This is a genomic window from Actinoallomurus vinaceus (assembly GCF_039542055.1).
GTDB lineage: Bacteria > Actinomycetota > Actinomycetes > Streptosporangiales > Streptosporangiaceae > Actinoallomurus > Actinoallomurus vinaceus.
Genome location: NZ_BAABHK010000002.1, coordinates 547958 through 569232, shown reverse-complemented (window position 1 = coordinate 569232; position 21275 = coordinate 547958). Strand labels below are relative to the sequence as shown.

At 70.9% G+C, this 21275-nt stretch carries 9 protein-coding genes (1 of these 9 cut by a window edge); all 9 read left to right on the top strand.

The window, feature by feature from the left end; genetic code table 11:
• Window positions 1-311: 311 nt before the first annotated feature.
• Window positions 312-1709: a type VII secretion integral membrane protein EccD gene (eccD, locus tag ABEA24_RS08420; RefSeq protein WP_345430104.1), complete on the top strand. Its 1398-nt coding sequence runs from the start codon at window positions 312-314 to the stop codon at window positions 1707-1709.
• Window positions 1710-1742: 33 nt separating this feature from the next.
• Entirely contained in the window at window positions 1743-3278 is a 1536-nt protein-coding gene (eccB, locus tag ABEA24_RS08415; protein ID WP_345430103.1) for a type VII secretion protein EccB, read from the top strand.
• A gap of 161 nt (window positions 3279-3439) precedes the next feature.
• Entirely contained in the window at window positions 3440-3766 is a 327-nt protein-coding gene (locus ABEA24_RS08410; RefSeq protein WP_345430102.1) for a WXG100 family type VII secretion target, read from the top strand.
• A gap of 52 nt (window positions 3767-3818) precedes the next feature.
• Window positions 3819-4142, top strand: coding sequence for a WXG100 family type VII secretion target (locus ABEA24_RS08405; RefSeq protein ID WP_252844808.1), 324 nt, complete (start codon window positions 3819-3821; stop codon window positions 4140-4142).
• Between the two features lie 124 nt (window positions 4143-4266).
• Window positions 4267-4731 carry a type VII secretion system-associated protein gene (locus tag ABEA24_RS08400; protein WP_345430101.1) on the top strand — a complete coding sequence of 155 codons (465 nt, stop codon included), beginning with the start codon at window positions 4267-4269 and terminating at the stop codon, window positions 4729-4731.
• A 54-nt stretch (window positions 4732-4785) separates the two neighbouring features.
• On the top strand, window positions 4786-8097 hold the full coding sequence (locus ABEA24_RS08395) for an AAWKG family protein (protein ID WP_345430100.1): 3312 nt from the start codon (window positions 4786-4788) through the stop codon (window positions 8095-8097).
• Between the two features lie 53 nt (window positions 8098-8150).
• A complete protein-coding gene (locus tag ABEA24_RS08390) occupies window positions 8151-8621 on the top strand; it encodes a YbaB/EbfC family nucleoid-associated protein (protein ID WP_345430099.1) in 471 nt (156 codons plus the stop codon).
• Window positions 8614-8973 (top strand): hypothetical protein, encoded by a 360-nt coding sequence (locus ABEA24_RS08385; RefSeq protein WP_345430098.1) that lies wholly within the window; start codon window positions 8614-8616, stop codon window positions 8971-8973. The genes ABEA24_RS08390 and ABEA24_RS08385 overlap by 8 nt, the downstream gene beginning before the upstream one ends.
• A gap of 9 nt (window positions 8974-8982) precedes the next feature.
• Window positions 8983-21275, top strand: the start of a protein-coding gene (locus ABEA24_RS08380) for a WXG100-like domain-containing protein (RefSeq protein ID WP_345430097.1). 45139 nt of this gene lie beyond the right edge of the window; 12293 of the gene's 57432 nt are visible here — the first part of the coding sequence; its start codon is at window positions 8983-8985; its stop codon lies beyond the right edge, outside the window.

The following is a 21275-nucleotide window of genomic DNA, read 5'->3' as shown; positions in this document are numbered from 1 at the left end:
ACGAAGCGCCGCGCCGGCGGACGGTGGTCGCCGGGCGCGCTCGGCGGAGTGGAGAGCCGCGGAGGGGACCTGCGGAGCAGGCCGGTTGCGTCACTGCGAATCGTACAGGCGGGACGCCCTCGGCGTCCCCGTTCACACCCGCACGGCACTTCGTACGGATCATTCGCGAATCGGGGTGAACCATGTGGCGACCGCGTCCGTATGCCTCGAATGGAGAGCACTGCGCAGACGGACCGACGTGGAGTAACAACCCATTCACGCGCCCCCGCCCGGCAGGCGGCGGGCGTGCGTGAAAAGAACGAGTGAGCCCAATGAGCAAGAGACCGGCGGCGGACCTGTGCCGGCTGACGGTACACGCCCCCGCCAAGACCATCGACCTGGCCGTACCGGCCGACGTCCCGGTCGCGGACCTGCTCCCCGCCGTGCTCGGCTACGGCGGGGACGATCTCGGTGAGAGCGGGATCGAACACGAGGGCTGGGTGCTGCAGCGCCTGGGCGGACCGCCGCTCGACGAGGACGCCACCCTGGAGTCGCTCGACCTGAACGACGGAGACACGCTCTACCTGCGGCCCCGCACCGAGGCGCTGCCCGAGGTACGGCTGGACGACCTGGTGGACGGCATCTCCACCACGATGAAGGACAGCCCGTACGGGTGGAGCCCGCAGGCGAGCCGGCGACTGCTGCGCGGCCTGGCGGTGTTCGTGATGATCGCCGTCCTGGCGGTGCTCGCGCTGCCGAGCGGACCGACCGAGCAGCGGGCCGTGACCGCCGGCGCCGCAGCGCTCCTGCTGCTCGCCGGGGCCGCGGCGGCGAGCCGCGCGGTGGGCGACGCGGCGTCGGCCGCGCTCCTGGGCATCATGGCGGGTCCGTACCTCATCCTGGCCGGGTGGCTGCTGCCCGGAGGCCGGCTGTCCGGACCGGACGGCTTCGAGGTGGTGGGCGCCCGGCTGCTCGCCGCGTCCGCGGCCGAGGCGGGCGGGGCGGTGCTCGCGCTGGCGCTGGTGGCGGCGTACACGTCGTTGTTCGTCGGCGCGACCGTGCTGGCCTTCGCCGGCGCCCTCGCGGGGGCCCTCATGATGGTCGCGGGCCTCCCGCCGGAGGAGGCGGCCGCGGTGGTCGCCCTGCTCTCGGTCGTGTTCGGCGCGTTCGTGCCGGCCTTGTCGTTCCGGCTGTCCGGGCTGCGCATGCCGCCGCTGCCGACCACCCCCGAGCAGCTCCAGGAGGGCATCGAACCGCGCTCGCCGAAGGCCGTGGCCGCCCGCGCGGTCCTGGCGGACGGCTGGATGACGGGGCTGTACGGCACGGTCGGGCTGGCCTGCACCGCCTGCCTGACCACACTGGCCCACCACGAGGACCTGGCCCAGCTCGTGCTGGCATCCGCGCTGTCCCTGCTGCTGGTGCTGCACAGCCGCGGCCTCGGCAACGTCTGGCAGCGCCTGTTCCTGGCCCTGCCGGGAGTGTGGGGAGCGGCCACCATCGCCGCCGTCGAGGTCGCCAGGAACGGACCGACCGGCCGGGTGGTCATCGCCGTGGGCCTGATGGCGGTCACCGCGATCCTCCTGATCGCCGCGTGGACGGTGCCCGGCCGCCGGATGGTGCCGTACTGGGGCCGCGCCGCCGAACTCCTGCAGAGCCTGGTCGCGATCAGCACGCTGCCGCTGACCCTGTGGGTCCTCGGCGTGTACGGCGAACTGCGAGCCATCGGCTGACCAGGACACGAGAGCACGACGGAAGAGACGACGATGCAGTCCCGCCGCGACCAGGTCCACGCCCACACGTTCGTCATGGGCCGCATCACCTCGGGGATGCTCCGGGCGGATCCCGACGCGCCGGAGAGCCCCCAGGGCCGTACGAACCGGGGGGTGATCATCGGCATCGTCATCGCCGTGCTGCTGTGCGGCGGGGCGTTCGTCTGGGGCCTGATCTCGCCCGGCCGGTCGGCCTCCTGGCAGAACCCGCAGAGCCTGATCGTCGACCAGGAGACCGGCGCGTCCTATCTCTACGTGGACGGGCGGCTGCGCCCGGTCCAGAACTACGCGTCGGCGCGGCTGATCGGCGGTTCCAAGCTGACCGCGCACCACGTCCGGACCAAGTCGCTGGACGGGACGCCGCACGGCCAGCCGGTGGGCATCGTCGGCGCGCCCGCCGCGCTGCCGCCGGTCGGCGGTCTGGCCCAAGGGGCGTGGGCGGTCTGTTCCGGCACCGGTGTGGCGGGCTCCGCGGCGCCGGTCACGACCCTCGCCATCGGGGTGGGTGACGCCGACGGCGACGGCGCGCTCACGGCCGGTCAGGGACTGCTGGTCACCACGCCCGACGCGCACGTGTACCTGGTGTGGCAGGGCAGCAGGCTGCGGCTGGACCCGAAGGGCGGAGCGGCGACGGCCCTCGGCTACGGGGGCCGGACACCGAACCCGGTGTCGGCCGCGTTCGTCGACGCGCTTCCGGCGGGACCGGACCTGGCCGCCCCGGTCGTGCCCGGCATGGGCCATGCCGGGCCATCGCTCGACGGGCACGCGACCCGCGTCGGGCAGGTCTTCAAGATCGGGGTGCTCGGTTCGAAGCCGCGGTACTACCAGCTGCGCCAGGACGGCCTGACGGAGGTCAACACGACCGTCGCCGCCCTGGTCCTGGCCGATCCCGCCGTACGCGCCAAGGCGTACGGCGGGAGGACGCCCGACGCGACCGGCGTCGCGCCCGACGCCATGACCGGCCGGCTGGCGCCGGACACGACCGCCGCCGGCGCGCTGCCCGAGACGCCGCCGCGCCTGGTCGACCCTCAGCCGGACCAGCACTCCTGCGCCCGGATCCAGCCGACCGCCGTGGGGCCCCGGGTGAGCGTCGCCCTGCAGGACCCGGCCTCGCTCGGCACCGTCGCCCAGGCGGCGACCGCGTCCGCGTGCACGCCCGTGGACCGGATCACGGTGCCGCCCGGAGGGGGCGCGCTGGTGCGCGTCCTGCCGGCGGCGGGCGGCACGGTCGGCGGCGCGACCTACCTCGTGACCGACACGGGCACCAAGTACCGGGTGGCGTCCGCCTCCGACCTCGCGGCGCTCGGGTACTCGTCCGGCCAGACGGTGGCCATGCCGTCGCCGCTGCTGACCATGCTGCCGACCGGACCGGACCTGAGCGTGGCGGCCGCGCAGGCGGGCGTCTCATCGAGCACCGCGCCGCCCTGCGCGGCTCCAGGCAAGACGACGACAACGGATCCGGGCGGGGCGCCGACAGCGGTTCCGGGCAGGGCGGCGAAAACCGGTCCGGGCAAGGCGACGACAAGGTGACGGCAAGTCGGGGTGACTACCACGGAGTACGGAAGGAGACGCGAACCGGTTGGCGGTGGCGCGCGCCGATGGCGGTGCCGACCGAGCGAACCTCGACGCACGATCTCGCTCTCGGTTTCCCGTGAGCACCGAACCAGAGAGGCAGGCGCAGCATGGCAGGCATGCAGCAGTCAGAGGTCAGGTCGACGAAGAACGGCGTTCAGGCCCTGGAGATGGCGTACACCGGAATCACCAAGATCAAGCAGGACGTCGAGTCCACCCGCTTCAACCTGGCCTCCGGGTACAAGGGCTCGGACGGTCAGGCGTTCCAGGACCTCGTCAACTCCTGGGAGCAGCAGGCGGACGTCATCCTCAAGAACCTGCAGGACATGGTCGACAAGCTCAACCAGACCCTCACCTCGCAGCACCAGCAGCAGGGCTCCAGCAACGACCAGATCAACCAGGGCTACCAGCAGGCCCAAGCCGTTTTCAACGCCCTCCACGGCTGATCCCCCAGAACGATCCCGGCCCTTCTCCTCCTGACGCGAAACGAGGACATCGATGAGCGAGGACTTCACCGACGGTTTCATCTACGTCGACTACAACCACATGGGTAACGCCGCCGACGACCTGGTCTCCCAGACCAAGGCCATCGCGCAGACGATTTCCAACATGGAGATGGAGCTCGCCGAGCTCAAGAAGCAGTGGATCGGTGACGACGCCCAGGTCTACAACCAGAAGCAGCAGGCCTGGGACAACGCGATCAAGAACATGGAGCAGATCCTCACCAGCCACTCGCAGCTGCTCGACGAGATCTCCGGCAGCTACAAGTACAACGAGAACAGCCTCAGCCAGATGTGGTCCGAGGTGCGGATCGGCGGCTGACCGCCCGCCTTCGGCCGCCCGTCACGTGGGCGGCCGAAGACGGTCGGCATGCGGACATCGAAATCCCCGGCCGTGAACCGGACCGGCCGGCAGCGGAACTGACAGACCTCGGAAGAGCGGAGCCATGGCGGACAAAACAAAGCTGGCGCTGGACAAGACCTCGCTGCAGAACTTCGTCAACCACGACATCGCCAACTTCAAGGACTCCCTCGGCAAGGTCGCGAACAAGACCGACACCGAGGGAACGCCGCCGATCGACTTTCTTCTGGGCAAGGGCGAGAGCACCGCGGAGAACGATTTCTATCGGATCCACGCGCCGCTCGCGATCGGCGGGCTGGCCAAGGACTCGGGGACCGGAGGCAAGGACATCGTCGAACACATCACCGCGTCGGCGGGGTCCATCTCCGACATCTACAAGAAGCAGATCACGCTCTTCACCGATCTGGAGAAGTACCTCAACGTCACGATCACCAAGCTCATGGACGGCCAGCACGACTCCCTGACGAAGATCGACGGCAAGGCCTTCCTGGACGGCCTGGGCACGGTGCCCAGTGACTTCGAGTCGACCGGAGGCGGCCAGACCACCTGACCGTACTGACTCCCTTCCCTCTTCCGACGCCAAGCCTTCAATGGAGAGCCGATCATGGCGGACCCCGCAGGAGACAAGCCTCCAGCCTCTTCGACGAATGATCATTGGTACGACGCCATCACGCTGCTCACCGGCTACAAGCCGAGCCTCAAGCGTGGCGAGATATTCAAGAGCCTCTACGGCAACAATGACATTCCGCTGATGAAGGTGGAGATCGACACCTCGGGTGCCTTGCCGACCAACGCGGAGTTGGAGGCCATCAATGACATGTCCTGGCGCGCGCGGAACTCCGGCTGGCGTATCAACGACACCGACTTCGTCGTCCCCTTCTTCGGCCCGACCAACGACTCGTCGGCCAGTACCCTGTCCAAGGGAACGAAAGTGCACATGCGCAGGGCGCGCATCACCCTGCTCGGCACCGATTCGGCGCACACCGTCCCACACGGGGGTGTTTCCCTCGGCGCGAAGTTCGGGGCGGGCTCGCACCTCATGCCGGACGGTTTCACAGGGTGGGACTCCACGCCGCTCGCCCAGTACAGCTACGGCGGTGGCCTCGCGCTCGAAAAGCTGATGTACGACCCGTACACCACCCGGGGCTTCTCCTTCAACGACGCGACCGTCGCCGATGACGACGCCGTCGACCTCAAGGCCTTCGACAAGGCCGCGCTGGCTTTCAACCGGGCGGCGCTCTTCTTCTCCAACGCCAGGGCCACGATCCAGCAGTGGGAGGACGCGCTGGGATCGGAGGACGCCGCTTGGCGCGGACAGGCGGCCGGCGTCTTCTGGGACATCATCCATCAATTGGGCATCAACTATCAGAAGTACACGGATGCTCTTCCGGTCGGTGGTGTTGGTGGTTCCAAAGTTGCCGCGAGCCTGTTGAACGCGAAGTCGGGTATCCAGAAGGCGATCGAGAATCTCTATTGGGTCTGGAGCGACTGGGCGCTCCGGTTGGGTAACCCGCTTCGGTGGCTGTTTGACATCCTGTTCGACATCACCGATCAGATCTGGCTGAACAACATCACCAAGGTCCGATGGCACAAAAGCTACGGCTATCGATCTTATAGCAGTTGGAACCAGATTGATGAGGACGGGTGGAGCGGTGACGCGACGACGAAAATCGGTGCGAAGAATTACGGCCCCCTGAACTCCCTTACCACGTGGAAGGCGATCGGCGAGGAGGCCATCAAACGCTGGCAGGATTCCACGAACGACTACCTGGGGAAGGCCGCCCAGGAGGCGCTGCTCGCCATCAATAACTCCTGGACCCATGTTCCCGACAGCATTCCCAAGCTCACGACCGTCAACGTCAACCTCGCCGCGGACCTCCAAGCCGACAAGGCGCAGGCCGCGCAGGACAAGGCGGACAAGGCCGCCGCGGACGCCAAGAAGAACCAGGATGACTGGAACAAGAAGCAAGAGCAGTGGCGCGATGAGGACAAGAAACACCAGCAGGAGCTGGAGGACGAGCAGAAGAAGCAGCGCGATGAGGACAAGAAACACCAGCAGGAGCTGGAGGAGCAGCAGAAGAAGCAGCGCGATGAGGACCTGAAGCACCAGAGGGAGCTGGAGGACGAGCAGAAGAAGGAGCGCGATGAGGACAAGAAACACCAGGAGGAGATCGAGAAGGAGCAGCGCCAGCAGTATCAGCAGCAGCAGGACGAGGCCAAAAAGCAGTACGAGGAGCAGCAGAAGCAACAGAAGGAGCAGCAGGACGAGCAGAAGAAGCAGTACGAGGACCAGCAGAAGAAGCAGGAGGAGCAGGAGAAGAAGCAGGAGGAGCTGCAGAAGCAGCAGCAGGACGAGGCCAGGAAGCAGAACGAGCAGCAGATGGCGCTGCAGATGCAAATGCGGAAGGAGGATCAGCAGAAACAGGAAGAGCAGGAGAAGAAGCAGGAGGAGCTGCAGAAGCAGCAGCAGGACGAGGCCAGAAAGCAGTACGAGGACCAGCAGAAGCAACAGAAGGAGCAGCAGGACGAGCAGAAGAAGCAGTACGAGGACCAGCAGAAGAAGCAGGAGGAGCAGGAGAAGAAGCAGGAGGAGCTGCAGAAGCAGCAGCAGGACGAGCAGAAGAAGCAGTACCAGGAGCAGCAGAAGCAACAGCAGGAGCAGGAGAAGAAGCAGGAGGAGCTGCAGAAGCAGCAGCAGGACGAGCAGAAGAAGCAGTACCAGGAGCAGCAGAAGCAACAGCAGGAGCAGGAGAAGAAGCAGGAGGAGCTGCAGAAGCAGCAGCAGGACGAGCAGAAGAAGCAGTACGAACAGCAGCAGAAGCAGTACGAGGAACAGCAGAAGCAGCAGAAGGACATCGCCAAGCAGTACCTGCAGCCGGGGTCCCACGAGCTCTTGCAGCCGGGCTCGCAGCTGCAGCCCTCGCAGCTGAACAGCCACGTGGTTCAGAACCCCGACGGCAGCCTCACCACCGTCTACGGCGACCACAACGGGGTCGGCTTCGACTCGCAGCCGGGGCATCTCCAGCCCGGCCAGGTCCAGAGCCACTCGACCCTGAACCCCGACGGCACCATCACCACCGACTACAGCGACGGCAGCTCGACGACCGTCAACCCGCACACGGGCCTGGAGACGACGACCCACCCGGACGGGTCGACCACCACCGACCACCTGACCCACGGCCACACGCTGACCAACCCGGACGGCAGCCAGACGACGGTGAACCCCGACGGGACCGTCACGACCCGCTACCCGGACGGCAGCTACACCACGGTCAACCCGAAGACGGGCACCGCGGTCACCCACGAGCCGAACGGCCAGACCATCACGACCCCGCTCGACCACGGTGGCGCGTCGCTTCCGTACGCGGGAGCGCCCCTCGGCAACGGTGCGACGGCCTCCTACGAGGCCGCCCTGCACGACCTGCCGAGCTCCGGGAGCCCACTGGGCGCTCCCTCGGCGGCGCTCGGCGGCCAGACCGCGAACCCCACCGCCTTCCCGGTCGGCCAGTCCGGCGGAGTGCTGCCGCCCGCCACGCGCATCGACGGGACCACCACCGGCGGTATGCCCGCCGGAGGGGCAGGGGCGCCGATGATGGGCGGCATGGGTGGCATGGGCGGCATGGGCGGCGGTGACAAGAACGGCAACGGCGAACGGGTGCGTCAGGTCTACGAGGACGAGGACATCATCCCCACGGACGGCGGGTCCCTCGGCCGACGCGCTCGCAGGGGCCGCGGCTACGAGGAGTCGGTGCCGGGGGGAAGCCGCACTCCCACCAGCTCCGCCTACAACCCGTACGGGGGAGGCGAGGATCGCCGCCAGACGGAGAGCGGCGACCGTGAGCGCGAGGCGTGGGTGCCGGAGGAAGAGGACGTCTGGGGCACGGACGAAGGCGGAGCGCCGGCCGTCATCGGCTGAGCACGGCGGAGTCGGGCCCGGTGGTGACCCGGTACAGGGGAGGAGAACGGACGATGGAGACCGAAGAGTCGATGGAGAAGCTCCTCGCGGAGGCGAGGGAGCGTCTCGAGTCGACGAGAGCCGCGGTGGCCCGGGCACGGGCCGACCTCAGCAGCTCGTCATCGACCGCGCGGTCCAAGGACCGCTCGGTGGAGGTGACCGTCGGCCCGCAGGGCGAGCTGCAGCGGGTCAAGTTCCTGGACGAGAACTTCCGGACGATGGAGGCGTCGCAGCTGGCCGCCTCGATCGTCGAGGCCGCGAACAAGGGCCGGGCGACCATGGCACGGCGGGTGATCGACACCTTCTCCGCGCTGACCCCGCCCGCCGACGACGCGCCCGACGGCCTCCCCGGCTTCAAGATCGACTTTGAGGAGATCTTCGGGTCGGCCCTGGCGGCCGGGCGGCGCGGACGGGGCACCGCGCGCGGCGGCAGGCCGTCCGCGAACCTGCGTGACGAGATAGTGGAGGACGGCAACGATGGGTGAAGGCAAGTACACCGCGGACCCGGGGAAGGCCGAAGCGGCCGTCGAAGCCATGGAGTACCTCGGGAACTACGTCTACAACATGGCCACGCGGTTCCGTAACGGCGTCAACTTCGAGCTTCTCGGGAACGACACGGCCTTCGGCCTCCCGGCCAAACGGGCGGCGATCGATCTGGTCGACCAGATCGCCACAGGTGTCGAGGCGGCGGGTCGGATGCTGTCGGCCGTCCCGACGGCGCTGCGGACGAACCAGAGGAGCGTCCTGAACCAGCAGTACCGGGCGCTCACCGCCGTCCAGGACGCCAAGAGCCGGGGCGGCTGGCGGACGCCGGGAAGCTTCGGCGGCAGGGAGTAGACGCCGACCGTGTCCGATGAGCCGTGGGGCGGGTTCGTCTTCAACGAGGACGAGCGCAAGCTGTTCCTTTTCCTCATGGGGATGGAACCGCCGGAGGCCAATCCCGGGCAGGTCTTCGGCCTCGCCCGGGCCCCGGAAGACCTGGCCGCCGAGTTGGACGGTCTGGCGCGGCTCATCGAGGACACGCTGGCCAAGGTCGACGGAGCGCTGCCCGACGAGGTCATCGCGCAGTACAAGGCGATGCTCCGGGAGCTCACGGGCTCGAACGGCTACGGCAGCCACATCGACGAGATCAGAGACGGCGCCCTGGCCACGGCGACGCAGTTCGGCAACTGGGCGCGAAGCCTCGGCCAGGCGCAGATCCAGATCATCTCGACGCTCATCGCGATGCAGATCCAGCTCGCGATCATGTCGGCGATGGCCTTCTTCACCGGCGGGGCCACCCTGGGCGAAGAGGCGATCGCCTACAACACCGCGCGCCTGACCCTGACGATGATCCTGCAGCGGCTGGCGGGTCTCATCGAGTTCATCGTGCCGACCGCGATCCAGGCGGCCATCGGCGCGCTGATCATGATGGCGGCGAGCCTGATCTCCACCGCGCTGGGCTACGGCGACCCGAACAAGCCGATCAACTGGACCTGGGTGGCGGAGGGCGCGGTCGGCGGCGCTCTCGCGGACCTCGGAATCCGCGGCGCCGGCGCCGGGCTCAGCGGCCTGGGCAAGTGGTTCGACGGGCTCGTCGGCGACAATTTCAAGAAGTACCTCGACACCAACATCGTCACCGAGCTGAAGAACATCGGCGGCGACTTCGTGAAGATGGGGGTGGGCTCGGGGATCGCCGGGACGCTGGCGCCCGGGCTCGTCGAGGGCTACTGGCACTTCGATCCGATGATGATCGTCGGTGGCGGCATCGGCGGCGCCCTGTTCGGCTCGATCACTCGGGGCGTCCATCTGGGCGCCGGCGGGTACAACATGAAGAAGATCGGCGGCGGTGTCTCCGAGCTGATCGCGGAGGAGCGCCTCGGCGACCCTCCCCCCGAGCCCAGACCCGGCGATGAATTCGGCCCCGGCGGTCGCGGCGGCGGCGGACGGCCGACGCCCGTGCCGGAGTCCTCCCTGGAGGTGCCGCCGCCGCAGACCCTGCATCCCTCACCTGCGCCGCGTCCGACGTCCGTCGAGCCTCCCGAGCGGATCGGTACGGTCGGGGAGAACGACCCGATCCTGCGGACCGGCCTGGAAGACCCGCCGATCTTTAACGGTTCCCACGCCCCGGAACCCTTCCGCGAGGTCCCGCCCCCGTCGCCGAGCCGCAACCTTCCGCAGTCCGTCGATCCGGCGCTCTCCGAGAGCCCCCTCCCGATCGGCGAGAACCGCGCGTCGCTCCCGCCGCCCGTCCCGGCCCCGGTGTCCGAGCACACGCCGATCACCACTCCGCCGGTACGGCCGGAGCCCCCCGCACCGAACCCGGCACGTTCCCCACGGCTCACCCCGCCGCCGGAGAACCTCGAATCCCGCCCGGATCCCGTGTCCCCGGTGGAGAGCCTCGCGCCCCGCTCGGACCTGACGCCGCCCGCCGAACCGCTCGCCTCGCGGAACCTCACGACGCCGGAACCCGACGTTCCGCTGCCCTCGCATAACGAGGCGCCGCCGTCCCGGCCGCAGACCACGTCGACGACACCGCCCGGGACGCCACCGCGATCGGAACCGGACCCCCGCGCCACCGAGCCGCCCGCACCCGTACGGAACGCGCCCCCCGGCGGCGCCCGCCCGGCGCCCGGGACCGTACGGCCGAACGAGACGACGACGCGTCCGGGTGATTCCGAGGTGCCGACGGAGCCGCCCGCCGAGCCGCTCACGAAGCCGCCCGCCGAGTCGCCCGCCGTGCCGGCCCGGACGGAGTCCGGAAGCTCGCCCGCGGCCGGTGAGCGGGCGGCCGGGCCGCAGCCCGGCAGAGGCCCGGGCACGCCCACGGGCACCGGTCCGCGGCCCGAATCGGAGACGCCGCCCACGCCCGTACGCACCGAGACCGGCTCCACGCCCAAGGCTGCGGGTCCCGGCGAGCGTCCGCAGACCCCGCCCCCGGCCACCGGCCGGGACCGTCCCGTGCGCGACACCCCGGAGCCGGGACCGCAGGGGCGGGTGGACCGGCGCGCGACCGTGGAGGACGTTCCCGAGGAGGGAGAACCGCTCACGACGCCGCGCGAGGCGAACACCCCCGCCACCGAGGCGCCCCCGGCACCCGTACGGACGGAGTCCACGTCGGGGGAGTCGGCGCGGCACGACGGAGCCGCGCAGGACCCGCCCCCGGCGCCCGAGCGCGAACACCTCATGTCGGACGACCCGCCGCCCGCGGGCCATCGGCCGGATGACGTCCTGGTGGATCTGGAGGCCCTCGGGCGCGAGGACGTCACGCCGAACTTCGGGTTCGACCCCACGGATCCGGCGGCGACGGAACGGCTGCACGCGGGCGAGGCGGAGTGGAGGGAGCGGTACGCCGGGCGGCCCGAGGACGATGACCCACGCTCCATCGGGCGGCCCGTGGAGGAGAACGGCCGACGCTTCGGGCGGCTCCAGGAGGAGAACCGCCGGTACTGGCAGCAGCGGGCGGCCGACGACCAGGTCGACGCGGCGATCGTCGCGTACCACGAGTCGAACACGCACGGCGTGCCAGGCCGGGGGGCGAACGCCGACCCGGCGATCCGCCTCCGCGAGGCGGGGTTCCCTGACAAACTCACCCGGCCGGTCACCGAGGCCTACCGCGCCGCGCTCGCCGAGGACGAGAATGAGCGGGCTAAGCCGCCTCGAATCGTGCTCGAGGGACAGGCGCTGGTCGACCGGCCCCCGACGCTGCAGCAGCGGCTCACCGCCAAGCTGGAGACGGTCTTCGAGACCAACGAGTACTCCGCGGCACCGCACGAGGTGGCCGAGCTGCTGCTGCGACGGGACCAGGCTTCGGAGCCGGAGGGCCGGGCGCGGAAGGCGGGCGTGCCGGACGACCTCGCGGAGACGGTCTTCGAGACCAACGAGTACTCCGCGGCACCGCACGTGGTGGCCGAGCTGCTGCTGCGACGGGACCAGGCTTCGGAGCCGGAGGGCTGGGCGCGGAAGGCGGGCGTGCCGGACGACCTCGTGGAGACGGTCGCCGAGGGATACCGCACGGCCCGTGCCGAGCACAACCGGGCCCAGGACCAAAAGGAAGAGGTCCGGCCCTTCGAGGAGCACCTGGCCGACGTGCTGGAGTCCCGGCTCGGCGGTAGCGACCACGGACTGAACATCCCCGCGGTGGCCGACCGGCTGCTCCGCGAGCAGGCGCGCCTCGACGCCGACAAGACGCGGCCGTGGACGTTCGAGGTCCGGGACCGGTTCGACGCGCGCTGGAAGTTGGAGTTCGACCGCTACGTGAAGGGCGAGCTGACCCGGGAGCAGTTCCAGCAGCGGTTCGATGACCTGGTCGCGGGGCTGCATGATCAGCTCGAGCTGGAGGCCGCGGTGTCCTCGGTGCGCATGAGCGCCGAGGGGGCGTTCGACGCGGTCGGGACCGACGCGCGGTACTCGCCGGCCGAGGAGTCGCGGCTGCGGGCGCGGTTCCTCGCCGAGACCGAGGCCGACGTGCGCCGCATCGCCGAGCGGCTCGGCATCAACGGCGAGCGGGTGGACGAGGGGCCCGCGCAGTTCCTCGCCGTACGAGAGGCGGCGCAACGCCTCCGGATCGGCCCTGCGGAGATGGAGAGCCTGCTCGACGGCGGCAAGGTCAGGTCGGTGACGACCGGAGCCACGCGCCGCGTACCCGTGGACGCCCTCGCCGAGCACGTCCGCGGCGACGGGCCGGCGCAGCGCCTGACCGTCAGCGAGGCGGCGCGACGCCTCCGGATCGACCGTGCGCAGATGGACCGCCTGCTCGAGAGGGGCGAGGTCAGGTCGGTGCGGACCGGGCGCACGCGCCGCGTGACCACGGACGCCCTCGCCGACTCCGTCGGCCGGCCTCGCGAAAGCGGCCCCGGGGCCTGGGACCTGTTCCACACGGAGGCCAACACGCGCGCCGTCGAGCTGTCGCGGGGCCTGCCCACCCGGCTGGAGCTCGAACACGAGGCCGACCTCCACTTCCGGCGCACCGCCGAGGCGGCGGGTCTGGACCCCGCCTCCGAGCAGGCCCGGGACCTGCGGACACAGTACGGCGCGGAGTTCGAGGCCCGTACGCGGACCCTCCCCGACGGCCGGGAGACGCGCACCGTCGAGTACGCCGACTTCGAACGGCAGGCGACGGAGTTCGGGCCGGCGCTGCGGGACCTCGACGAACGCTGGACCGCCCGTCTCCGCGCCAGGATGACCGAGGACGCCCTGGTCGACCGCGCCCAAGAGGAGGTCGGCGACCACGAGATGTACTGGCGGGAGATGTCCGATCGCCCTCGCGCGGAGCGCGACGGCGTCGACTACGAGGCGGTGATCGAGGGCTTCCGCGCCGACCTGCGGGCCGAGAGCACCCGGCTCCTCGGCGGCCGCTCGCCCGCGGAGCTGACCGCCCGCGACTGGGAGAACCACGTCCAGGAGCTGGCCGCGGCGTACGAGCGCCTGGCCGAGCAACTGCCCGCGCGGCTCGACGAGCAGGCGGGCCTGTCGGCGATGCTGCGCCGGGTGGACCAGGCGCTCGACGGCACCGGCAGGCCGGAACAGCACGTCGAGCGGGTCCGCGCGGACGCCCACACGACCCTGACCGACGCGTACCGGTCCGTGGTCGGCCGCCCCGAGGAGGGTCTCTGGTCCGGCGACGAACTCACAAGCCGCGAGGAGGCTTTCTACCGGGACCATTTCCTGCCCTACCGCGCCTCGCTGAACGATCGGCTGCGGTTCGAGGCGACCGTCGAGCAGAAGCTCGGCGAGGCGGGCCGCGGGTTCAACGAGCTGACCGCCGAGGTGAGCGAGCTCACCGGCCGGGCGCAGCGACGGTACACGATGACCGAGGCGACGTTCGAGGCGGTCTCCAACGACGCCCGGGCCGACTGGGCGAAGCTCCAGCACGAGGTCATGGGGCCGCGCGACCGAGACGTGGCGAAGTGGCTGGAGCTGGAGCGGTCCGGCGGCGACGCCTTCGGCAGCGCCCACCGGGAGAGCTGGGAGCAGTTCCAGAAGGAGGCCGACGCGCCCAGGCTGGCCCGGCTGCGCGAGCAAGCGGCGGTGGAGAACGCCCAGGCGCGCGAGCGGCTGATGACCATCTACCGGGACCTGATCGCCCGGTCCGAGGCGCGGGAGGCCCTGGATCGGACCTTCCAGGAGGAACGCCCGGACCTGCGGTCCCCGCACGCGCTCGCCGACTACCGGACCGGCGAGGAGTCGCTAAGGGCACGCCTTCGCGCCGAGATGGAGGCGGCCGCGACCGAGGAGACGCGCGCCGCGGTTCTGGCCGAGGCGCGCGAGGGCCTCACGGCCCTCCGCGAGCAGGTCGACGCCAAGGAACAGGTGTACCGGGACTGGAGCCGGAACCCCGAGTGGACTCTGGACCTCCGGCAGCTGGAGCTGACCCGTACCCCGCTCGAGGAGTACGAGCGACGCGCCGGGCTCGTGCCCGAGCCGGCGTCCGAGCCGGCGCCGCCGGCTCGCCCGGAGCCCGTGCCCGCCGTCTCGGAAGGACCGGCGGACCGGCGGGCGTACGCCGAGGACGTCCCGGACGAGGCGAACGCGCCCGTCGAGCACCTCGAGATGCTGCTCCTGGAGACGTCGTCGGAGGTCCGCGAGGAGCCGGCGACGCCGCGCCCGACGGCGCCGGAGGCCGCCCAGACCCGGACCATCGAGGGCCTGGCCCACCTGCGCACGCAGGTCGAGCAGCGCGACCACGCGTACGTCGAGTTCGACGGGTGGTCGGCCGACCACCCGGAGCACGACGTCCACTTCGCGGCGTTCGAGCAGTTCGCCGAGGCGCGTGAGTGGTTCGTGGCGCAGCGGACCGGCCCGGAACCGCAGAGCCTCGGCGCGCTGGAGCCCGAGCTCGTCCGGCGGCTGGAGGCGGCGCGGTCGGTCGCCGACGCGCGCGACGCGTTCAGCCGGGAGGTCGTCCCCTTCTCGCGGCCACGGATCACCACCATCGACCCGGCCTTCCACCACGGCCCCCAGGCGACCGCGCTGCGGGACGAGTTCGTCCGGGAGATGACCGGCGGACCCGCCCCGGCGGAGGATGTACGGACCCGGCTGGTCGAGGAGTTCCGCGGGAAGTACGACCGCGCGGTGCTCGAGTGGCAGCGGCAGCAGCGCGCGAACCAGGCGACCGAGTCCGCGCCGCCCACCCGGGAGTCCGCGCCGGCCACGCAGGATCCGCAGGGCGCCGGCGACCAGGACCGCGGCGACGTCCCGCAGCACGAGGCGGTGCCGGAAGGCCCGCGCGAGGCCCCCACCGGCCGCCCGCCGAGCCTGGAATGGACGCCGGAGGTGGCGTCCTGGTACCGGAACGAACAGGCCGAGATCGCCAGGCGGTTCGGCGACTTCACGGCCGGCCGGAAGTTCGACGAGCGGGCGCAGGTCCGGCTGGAGTCCGACTACCGGCGGCTCCTCGACGCGCTGTACGACGTCGCCGAGCGCCGCGACGTCGCGCAGCGGGAGTTCACCGAGTTCCTGTCCGAGCAGAGCGAAGGCCAGGTGACGCTGCGGTCGTGGGGCACCGCCGCCTGGGTCCGCAGCCACCTCGACGTTCTCCGCAGCCAGGTCGACGGCCTGCGCGATTCCTACGTCGACGACCACCTCACCGCCGCCGCCGAGACCGAGGCGCGACAGCACGGTTGGCAGTTCGTCGACGCGCCGAACCACGCGCGGCCCGGCGACTGGCTCACCCACGCCTCGCGGGACATGCAGGCCGGGCTGTTCACGAAGTACGGGAACGTCCTCGCCCGGCAGAAGCTCTTCGAGACGTGGCTCGCGGACAACGTCGGGGAGGCTCAGGGCGAGCACCTGGACGCGATCCGGGACCGGGCGGAGGAGGCGTTCGACCACCGGAACTTCCACTTCGGTGACGGGCAGCCGCCGGAGAACCTCGACGGCCTGCGGGAGGCGCTGGACCTGGAGGCCGCCCAGCAGTTCGCCGTGCAGTACGGGCTGGGGAGGTACGAGCAGAGCTTTGACAGGTGGTTCGCGGACCGGAGCCGGCGCTTGGACGACTCGCAGGACTCCCCGCTCACGGCCGCGGTCACCGAGACCGTCGCCTCGTCCGTGCGCGAGGGACAGCTCGGGGAGTTCCGGCAGAGGTGGCAGAGTGTTGTATCCGAGCTCTTCGACGGCGTCTCGAACGTCCGCGCCCGCCTGCCCGAACTCGTCCCGGAGCTCCAGCGCCGGGCCGACGAACGCCTGCGGGAGCTCACCGGCGACGACCTGTGGAGCGCATTCGACCGCCGGGCCCTCCACGCGTCCGAACGGGAGCGTCTCAGCGAGCTCCTCTCCGTCACCATCGACTCCTTCAAGGACCACCTGTCCGAGCCCGACCAGGAGCTGCTGGCCGCGTTCGGCACCGAGAACGCCATGCCGTCGCAGCCCGGGCGGAACCAGGTTTTGAACGACGCGTGGCGTGAGCTCGACACCGCGTACCCCGAGACGTTCCCGCCCGGAACCGAGATCACCGCCGAGATGGAGCAGCGGTGGCGGACGGCGTTCGACACGGTGGCAGAGTCGCTGCCGTCCCGGCTGGCGCTGCAGACCGCGCGTGAGGGCGCGCTGACCCGCACCCTCGGCGACGTGGACACCGCGATCGACGCGTGGCGGACCGCGGCGCCGGAGGGGCTCGAGGAGTTCCGGGAGCGGTTCGGCGTCCAGTTCGGCGGCGAACTGCCCGGCGGCGTGCGGCGCTCGCTGGAGCAGTCCGTCGCCCGGTCGGTGAACGACCGGTTCGGCGAGCTGTTCATCGGCGAGCAGAGCGGAACGTCGGCGGAACGGCTCGAACAGTGGCGGTCCTGGTACGGCGAGACCACCGGCGACGACCGGATGCGTGCGTTGATCGCGCGTGAGACGGCGCGGCAGGGCGTGGCCGCGAAGGCCCGGCAGGCCGTCGCCGGGGCGTACGCGAACTGGCGGCAGGACCATCCCGAGCAGGCGCTGTCCGAGGACGACCTCGACCGCGTGGGCACAGGCCTGACCGAGCGGATGATGACGACCTATGAGGGGGCCTTCGGCGGAACCCTCGAGAGGCCGGAGGACCTGACGCGCCTCGCGCCGGACTGGGACCGGCAGGTGGAGCGCCTGACGTCCGAGCTGCCCGCCCACCTCGACTTCGAGGCCACCGCCCCGGCCGCGCTCAGCGGCGCGGGTCGGTCCTTCCAGGCGCTCGGCGAGGGCCACGACCTGAACGACACGGCCCGGCAGGACCGGACCGCGGCGTCCTTCCGCGAGGAGTTCTTCGACGGATGGCGCCTGCTGTGGGCGCCGCGCGACCTGTCCTCGTCCTGGTCCGAAGACGAGGCGATGACGACCGACGCTTTCGGGACCGGCCGCACCGAGGCCATGGCCGAGGAGCGGCCGGCCATCGTGACGGAGACGTCGATCCCCACCGACCTCGACGAGACGTCCCCACCCGTCCACGAATCGGGTGACGCGCCGCTCGCGAGCGTGGCCGACGTCCGGCTTCCGGAGCCCGCCGAGACCACCGAGGCCGAGCACTGGGCGCTGATGTCCCCAGAGGAACTGGCGACCCAGCGTCGGCTCCTGAGCTTCGGGCAGCACCGCCCGGACGACTCTGAACTCGACATCCGGGAGTACCGAGACCCGTCCGACGTCCCGCCGGATCCGCCGTCGCCTCTGGCTCAGCGGCTGATGGACATGTCGGCGCGGGAACGGGCGTCGGAGCTGCGGCTCATGCCTGGTCGCGAGCGTGCCGAGCTGGCGCGGGATCCGGCGTTCGTGGACACCTTGCGTCTGGGGCTGACGGCGGATGAGTTCGCGTCGGTCGCGGCGCACCTGCTGGTCGAGGTGCCGGAAGCGGTCGAGCGGCCGGCGACGGCGCGGGCGCGGTTGCAGGACGTCCTGGCGCGGATGCTGGTGAACAAGCTGGTGGCCAGGGAGGTCCTGCTGTCCGGCGCGCGGGTGTGGGTGATCCCGCGGAATGGGCGGTTGACCGACCTGCGGCCGTGGGGCGATCTGGCGCCTGGCGGGCGGATCTGGGTGATGCCGCCGGGTGGGCGGTTGAGCCTCTTGCCTCCATGGCGCCCCGTCGACGCCGCCCGCGGTGACTACTGGGACGGGAACGCGGCCGTCTCCGAGGAGAACCTGCTCGGCGAGGAGCCGCTGGTGGGCTCCGGCCATGTGGACGGTCATTCCGCGGTCACGAACTTCATCGCGGCTCTCATCTTCGACAAAGGGCTGGACGAACAGCGCCGGCAGAGAATCACGACCCGGACCGTCGAGATACTCACCGAGCGGCGCGCGGATCTGCCGACCGTGCCCAGGGGCCGCTTCGAAGCCGCCCCGCCGGCCTCCCAGCGGCGATCCCGCAGGCCGGTGACCTTCGATGACATCTGGGCTTCGGGCGCGGTCGGGCCGTCGTCGACGGTTCGGCGCGGCGGTCATCGTCTCGGGAAGGGAGATCCGAGGGATGAGGTCATCCCCGGTGTCTCGGGCGAGGAACGTCATCGTCAGGTGACCGATCAGGCGGAGCGGTTCCGCGCCGGGGGTGCCCCCGCGGACGCCGCAACGCCGGCACCGACGCGTCGTGGCCCTGGGTACGACAGGCCGGCGACCTTCGACGACCTCTGGAAGCCGGAGGTCTTCGCCCGCAAGATGAGGCTCCACGCGACCCAGTTCTTCGCCACGCTCGCGCAGATCCACCTGGGCACGCACATGGAGACCGCTGAGGGGACGGGCCTGTCGTTCGCCACCGACCCGCACCTCATACGACGGCGTCATCCGCACATCGCCGAGATCCTGAACTGGGTCTTCGGCGAGCCGGAGCCGGTGGAGGGCGCGAATCCGGTCGAGGCGACCCGGGCCGCGAATGAGGTGGATCGGGTATTCCGGGAGTTCTGGTCCGCGATCGAGTCTCCCGGGCACCGTCTCGGAGGCGAGTCCTTCGTCACCGCGACGCCGGCGCAACTCGAGCAGCACACGGTTTCTCCGGCCTTGGATGACGCCGAGTCATCCGCGGTGGAGGCGGACACGACGCTGTACGAGGCGGTTCGGCACCTGCTGCCGGACGGGACCCCGGTCCCCGGGACGGACGGCGTCTCATCGGTGGAGATCCCGGCTTCGGTGGTGCGGGAGCACGCGCGGGCCTGGTGGTCGGCGATGGGCGAGGCGCCCGAGACGACACCCGAGATGCTCGAGCGGATCGTACGGCAGACCGCCGAGCGGGTGGCGCGCGGCGAGGCGCCGGTGCCGTACCTGCTGGAGGACGCGACCGGGGGCCTGGCCGACCCGATGCGGGGCGGTCTCACCTTCGGGGTGGAGATCGAGTTCGACCTTCCCGAGGGCCTCACGGACGCGGAGACGAGAGCCGTATATGCGGCGATCGTCGCGGATCTGAGAGCAGCCGGACTGTCCCGCCAGACAGAGATCGGCGGCTACCACCAGGTGGTGGATCTGGGCTACAGCGAGGCTCGGGACTGGTGGCGCCTGGAGAAGGATCCCACGGTGGGCGCCGAACTGGTCTCTCCCATCATGAGGGACACCCGGCAGACGTGGGAGGACCTGCGGGTCGCCACGGACATCGTGGACAGGCACGGCGGCCGCATCACGAAGCGGACGAGTTCGCACGTGCACGTGGGCACCGCTCAGTTCGGCGACGACGTCCGGAACTATGAGGCTCTGCGGGCTCTGTACACCGGCCATCAGGATCTCCTGTTCCGTCTGGCGATGAATCCCCATGCCGACGCCCATCGCGGTACCAAGGAGTCACAACCGCTCCCCGCACAGCACGACGGGTACCTGGCGGTCTGGGACACCCCGAGCGGGAGGGACAAGGACGCGCTGAGCTTCCGGCGTGTTCAGGGGCGTGGCTCGGACCATGTGGAGTTCCGGCAGCTGGACGGGAGTCTGGACGTCGGAGAGATCCAGCAGAACGTCAACGAGGCGCTGGGGCTGGTGTACGCGGCTCTGCGGCTGGCCGCGGACCCGACCTGGCAGCCGCCCTCTTACGAGGAGGTCGGCGTGCACGCGGGAGTGGTGCAGCGGGTGCACCGTGCTGCGGACGGGCCGGGGGCGGTCACGGTCTTCGAGCCGGACGCGCCCGAGGTGACCGCACCTCTGCGTCACATGCTGGACACGGTCTTCTGGGGCCCCGCACAGCGTGAACAGGCCATGTCGCGCTACGCGGTGACCTCCTGGCACGGCGGCCGTGGCGCCCGGCAGGCCGATGACACCTCCTCCGGGCTCCTGGACCCGGCCTCGGTTCCCGGCCTGGCGGAGTTGGCGTCTCTGGGCAGTGTCTTCGTGACACGGTCGCCGGGAGCCGCGCTGTTCCGCTCCTCCGACGGCGTGGTCGACCGCGGGGAGGCCGCGCTGGCGGACCGGCTGCGCGCCATGGTCCCCGGCGGTGATGCGTTCGTCGGGATGGTCGCCTTCGACCGCCGGCCCTTCGTACCGCACCTGTTCGGCTTCGGGGGGAGCAGGCGGATCGAGGTCGCGGAGTTCCTCGCGACGCTCCGTCACCTCGGCTGGTCGCCCGGGACGCCGTTGGTGATCGTCCACCCGTTCGAGGACACGCCCGCGTCGCTGGTCGCCTGGGGTTCGGACCTGGCCACCGAGGCGGGAGAGCCCGTCTACATCCCGGCCAGCGGCAGTGAGTACGGCGAGGACGTCGAGATGCCGTCCCGGCGCTTGGCGGATCTGTCGGGCGTCGAGGTCTTCGGGCCGCCCGGCGGTGCCATCGAGGACGACGGCGAGCTGCTCGTCCTGCCGGGGACCGCGTGGTTCCGGGCGCTCCCAAGGACGACGGCCGGCGGAGCGGGGCGGGAGGTCGGCGAGCCGCCCGGAACCGGCTACGTGCGCTACGGCGCGATCGGCCGTGAGACGGTCCCGAGCCCCGCGGACACGGTGTCGAGCGGGCCCGGCACCGGCGGGGACGGACCCGTCGCGCGTACGGACGTGGCCGAACAGGTCCGCTCCGCCCTCGCGGGCGATGACGAGTTCGGTCCCGCCGCCGCGCCGCCGGTGGGGCCGGATGCCGACGCCGCTCCTCCGGGCTCCGAGGACGTACGGCTCCGGCCGAGCGATGAGAACGCGGCCGTTCCGCCCGTCGCCGGATCGAAACGACGCGCCGCCGACGCGGACGAGCTCCAGCCGCCGGCCAAACGCGCGCGCACCTCCGGCCCTCCCGCCGTTGATGACGTCGTGATGACCGA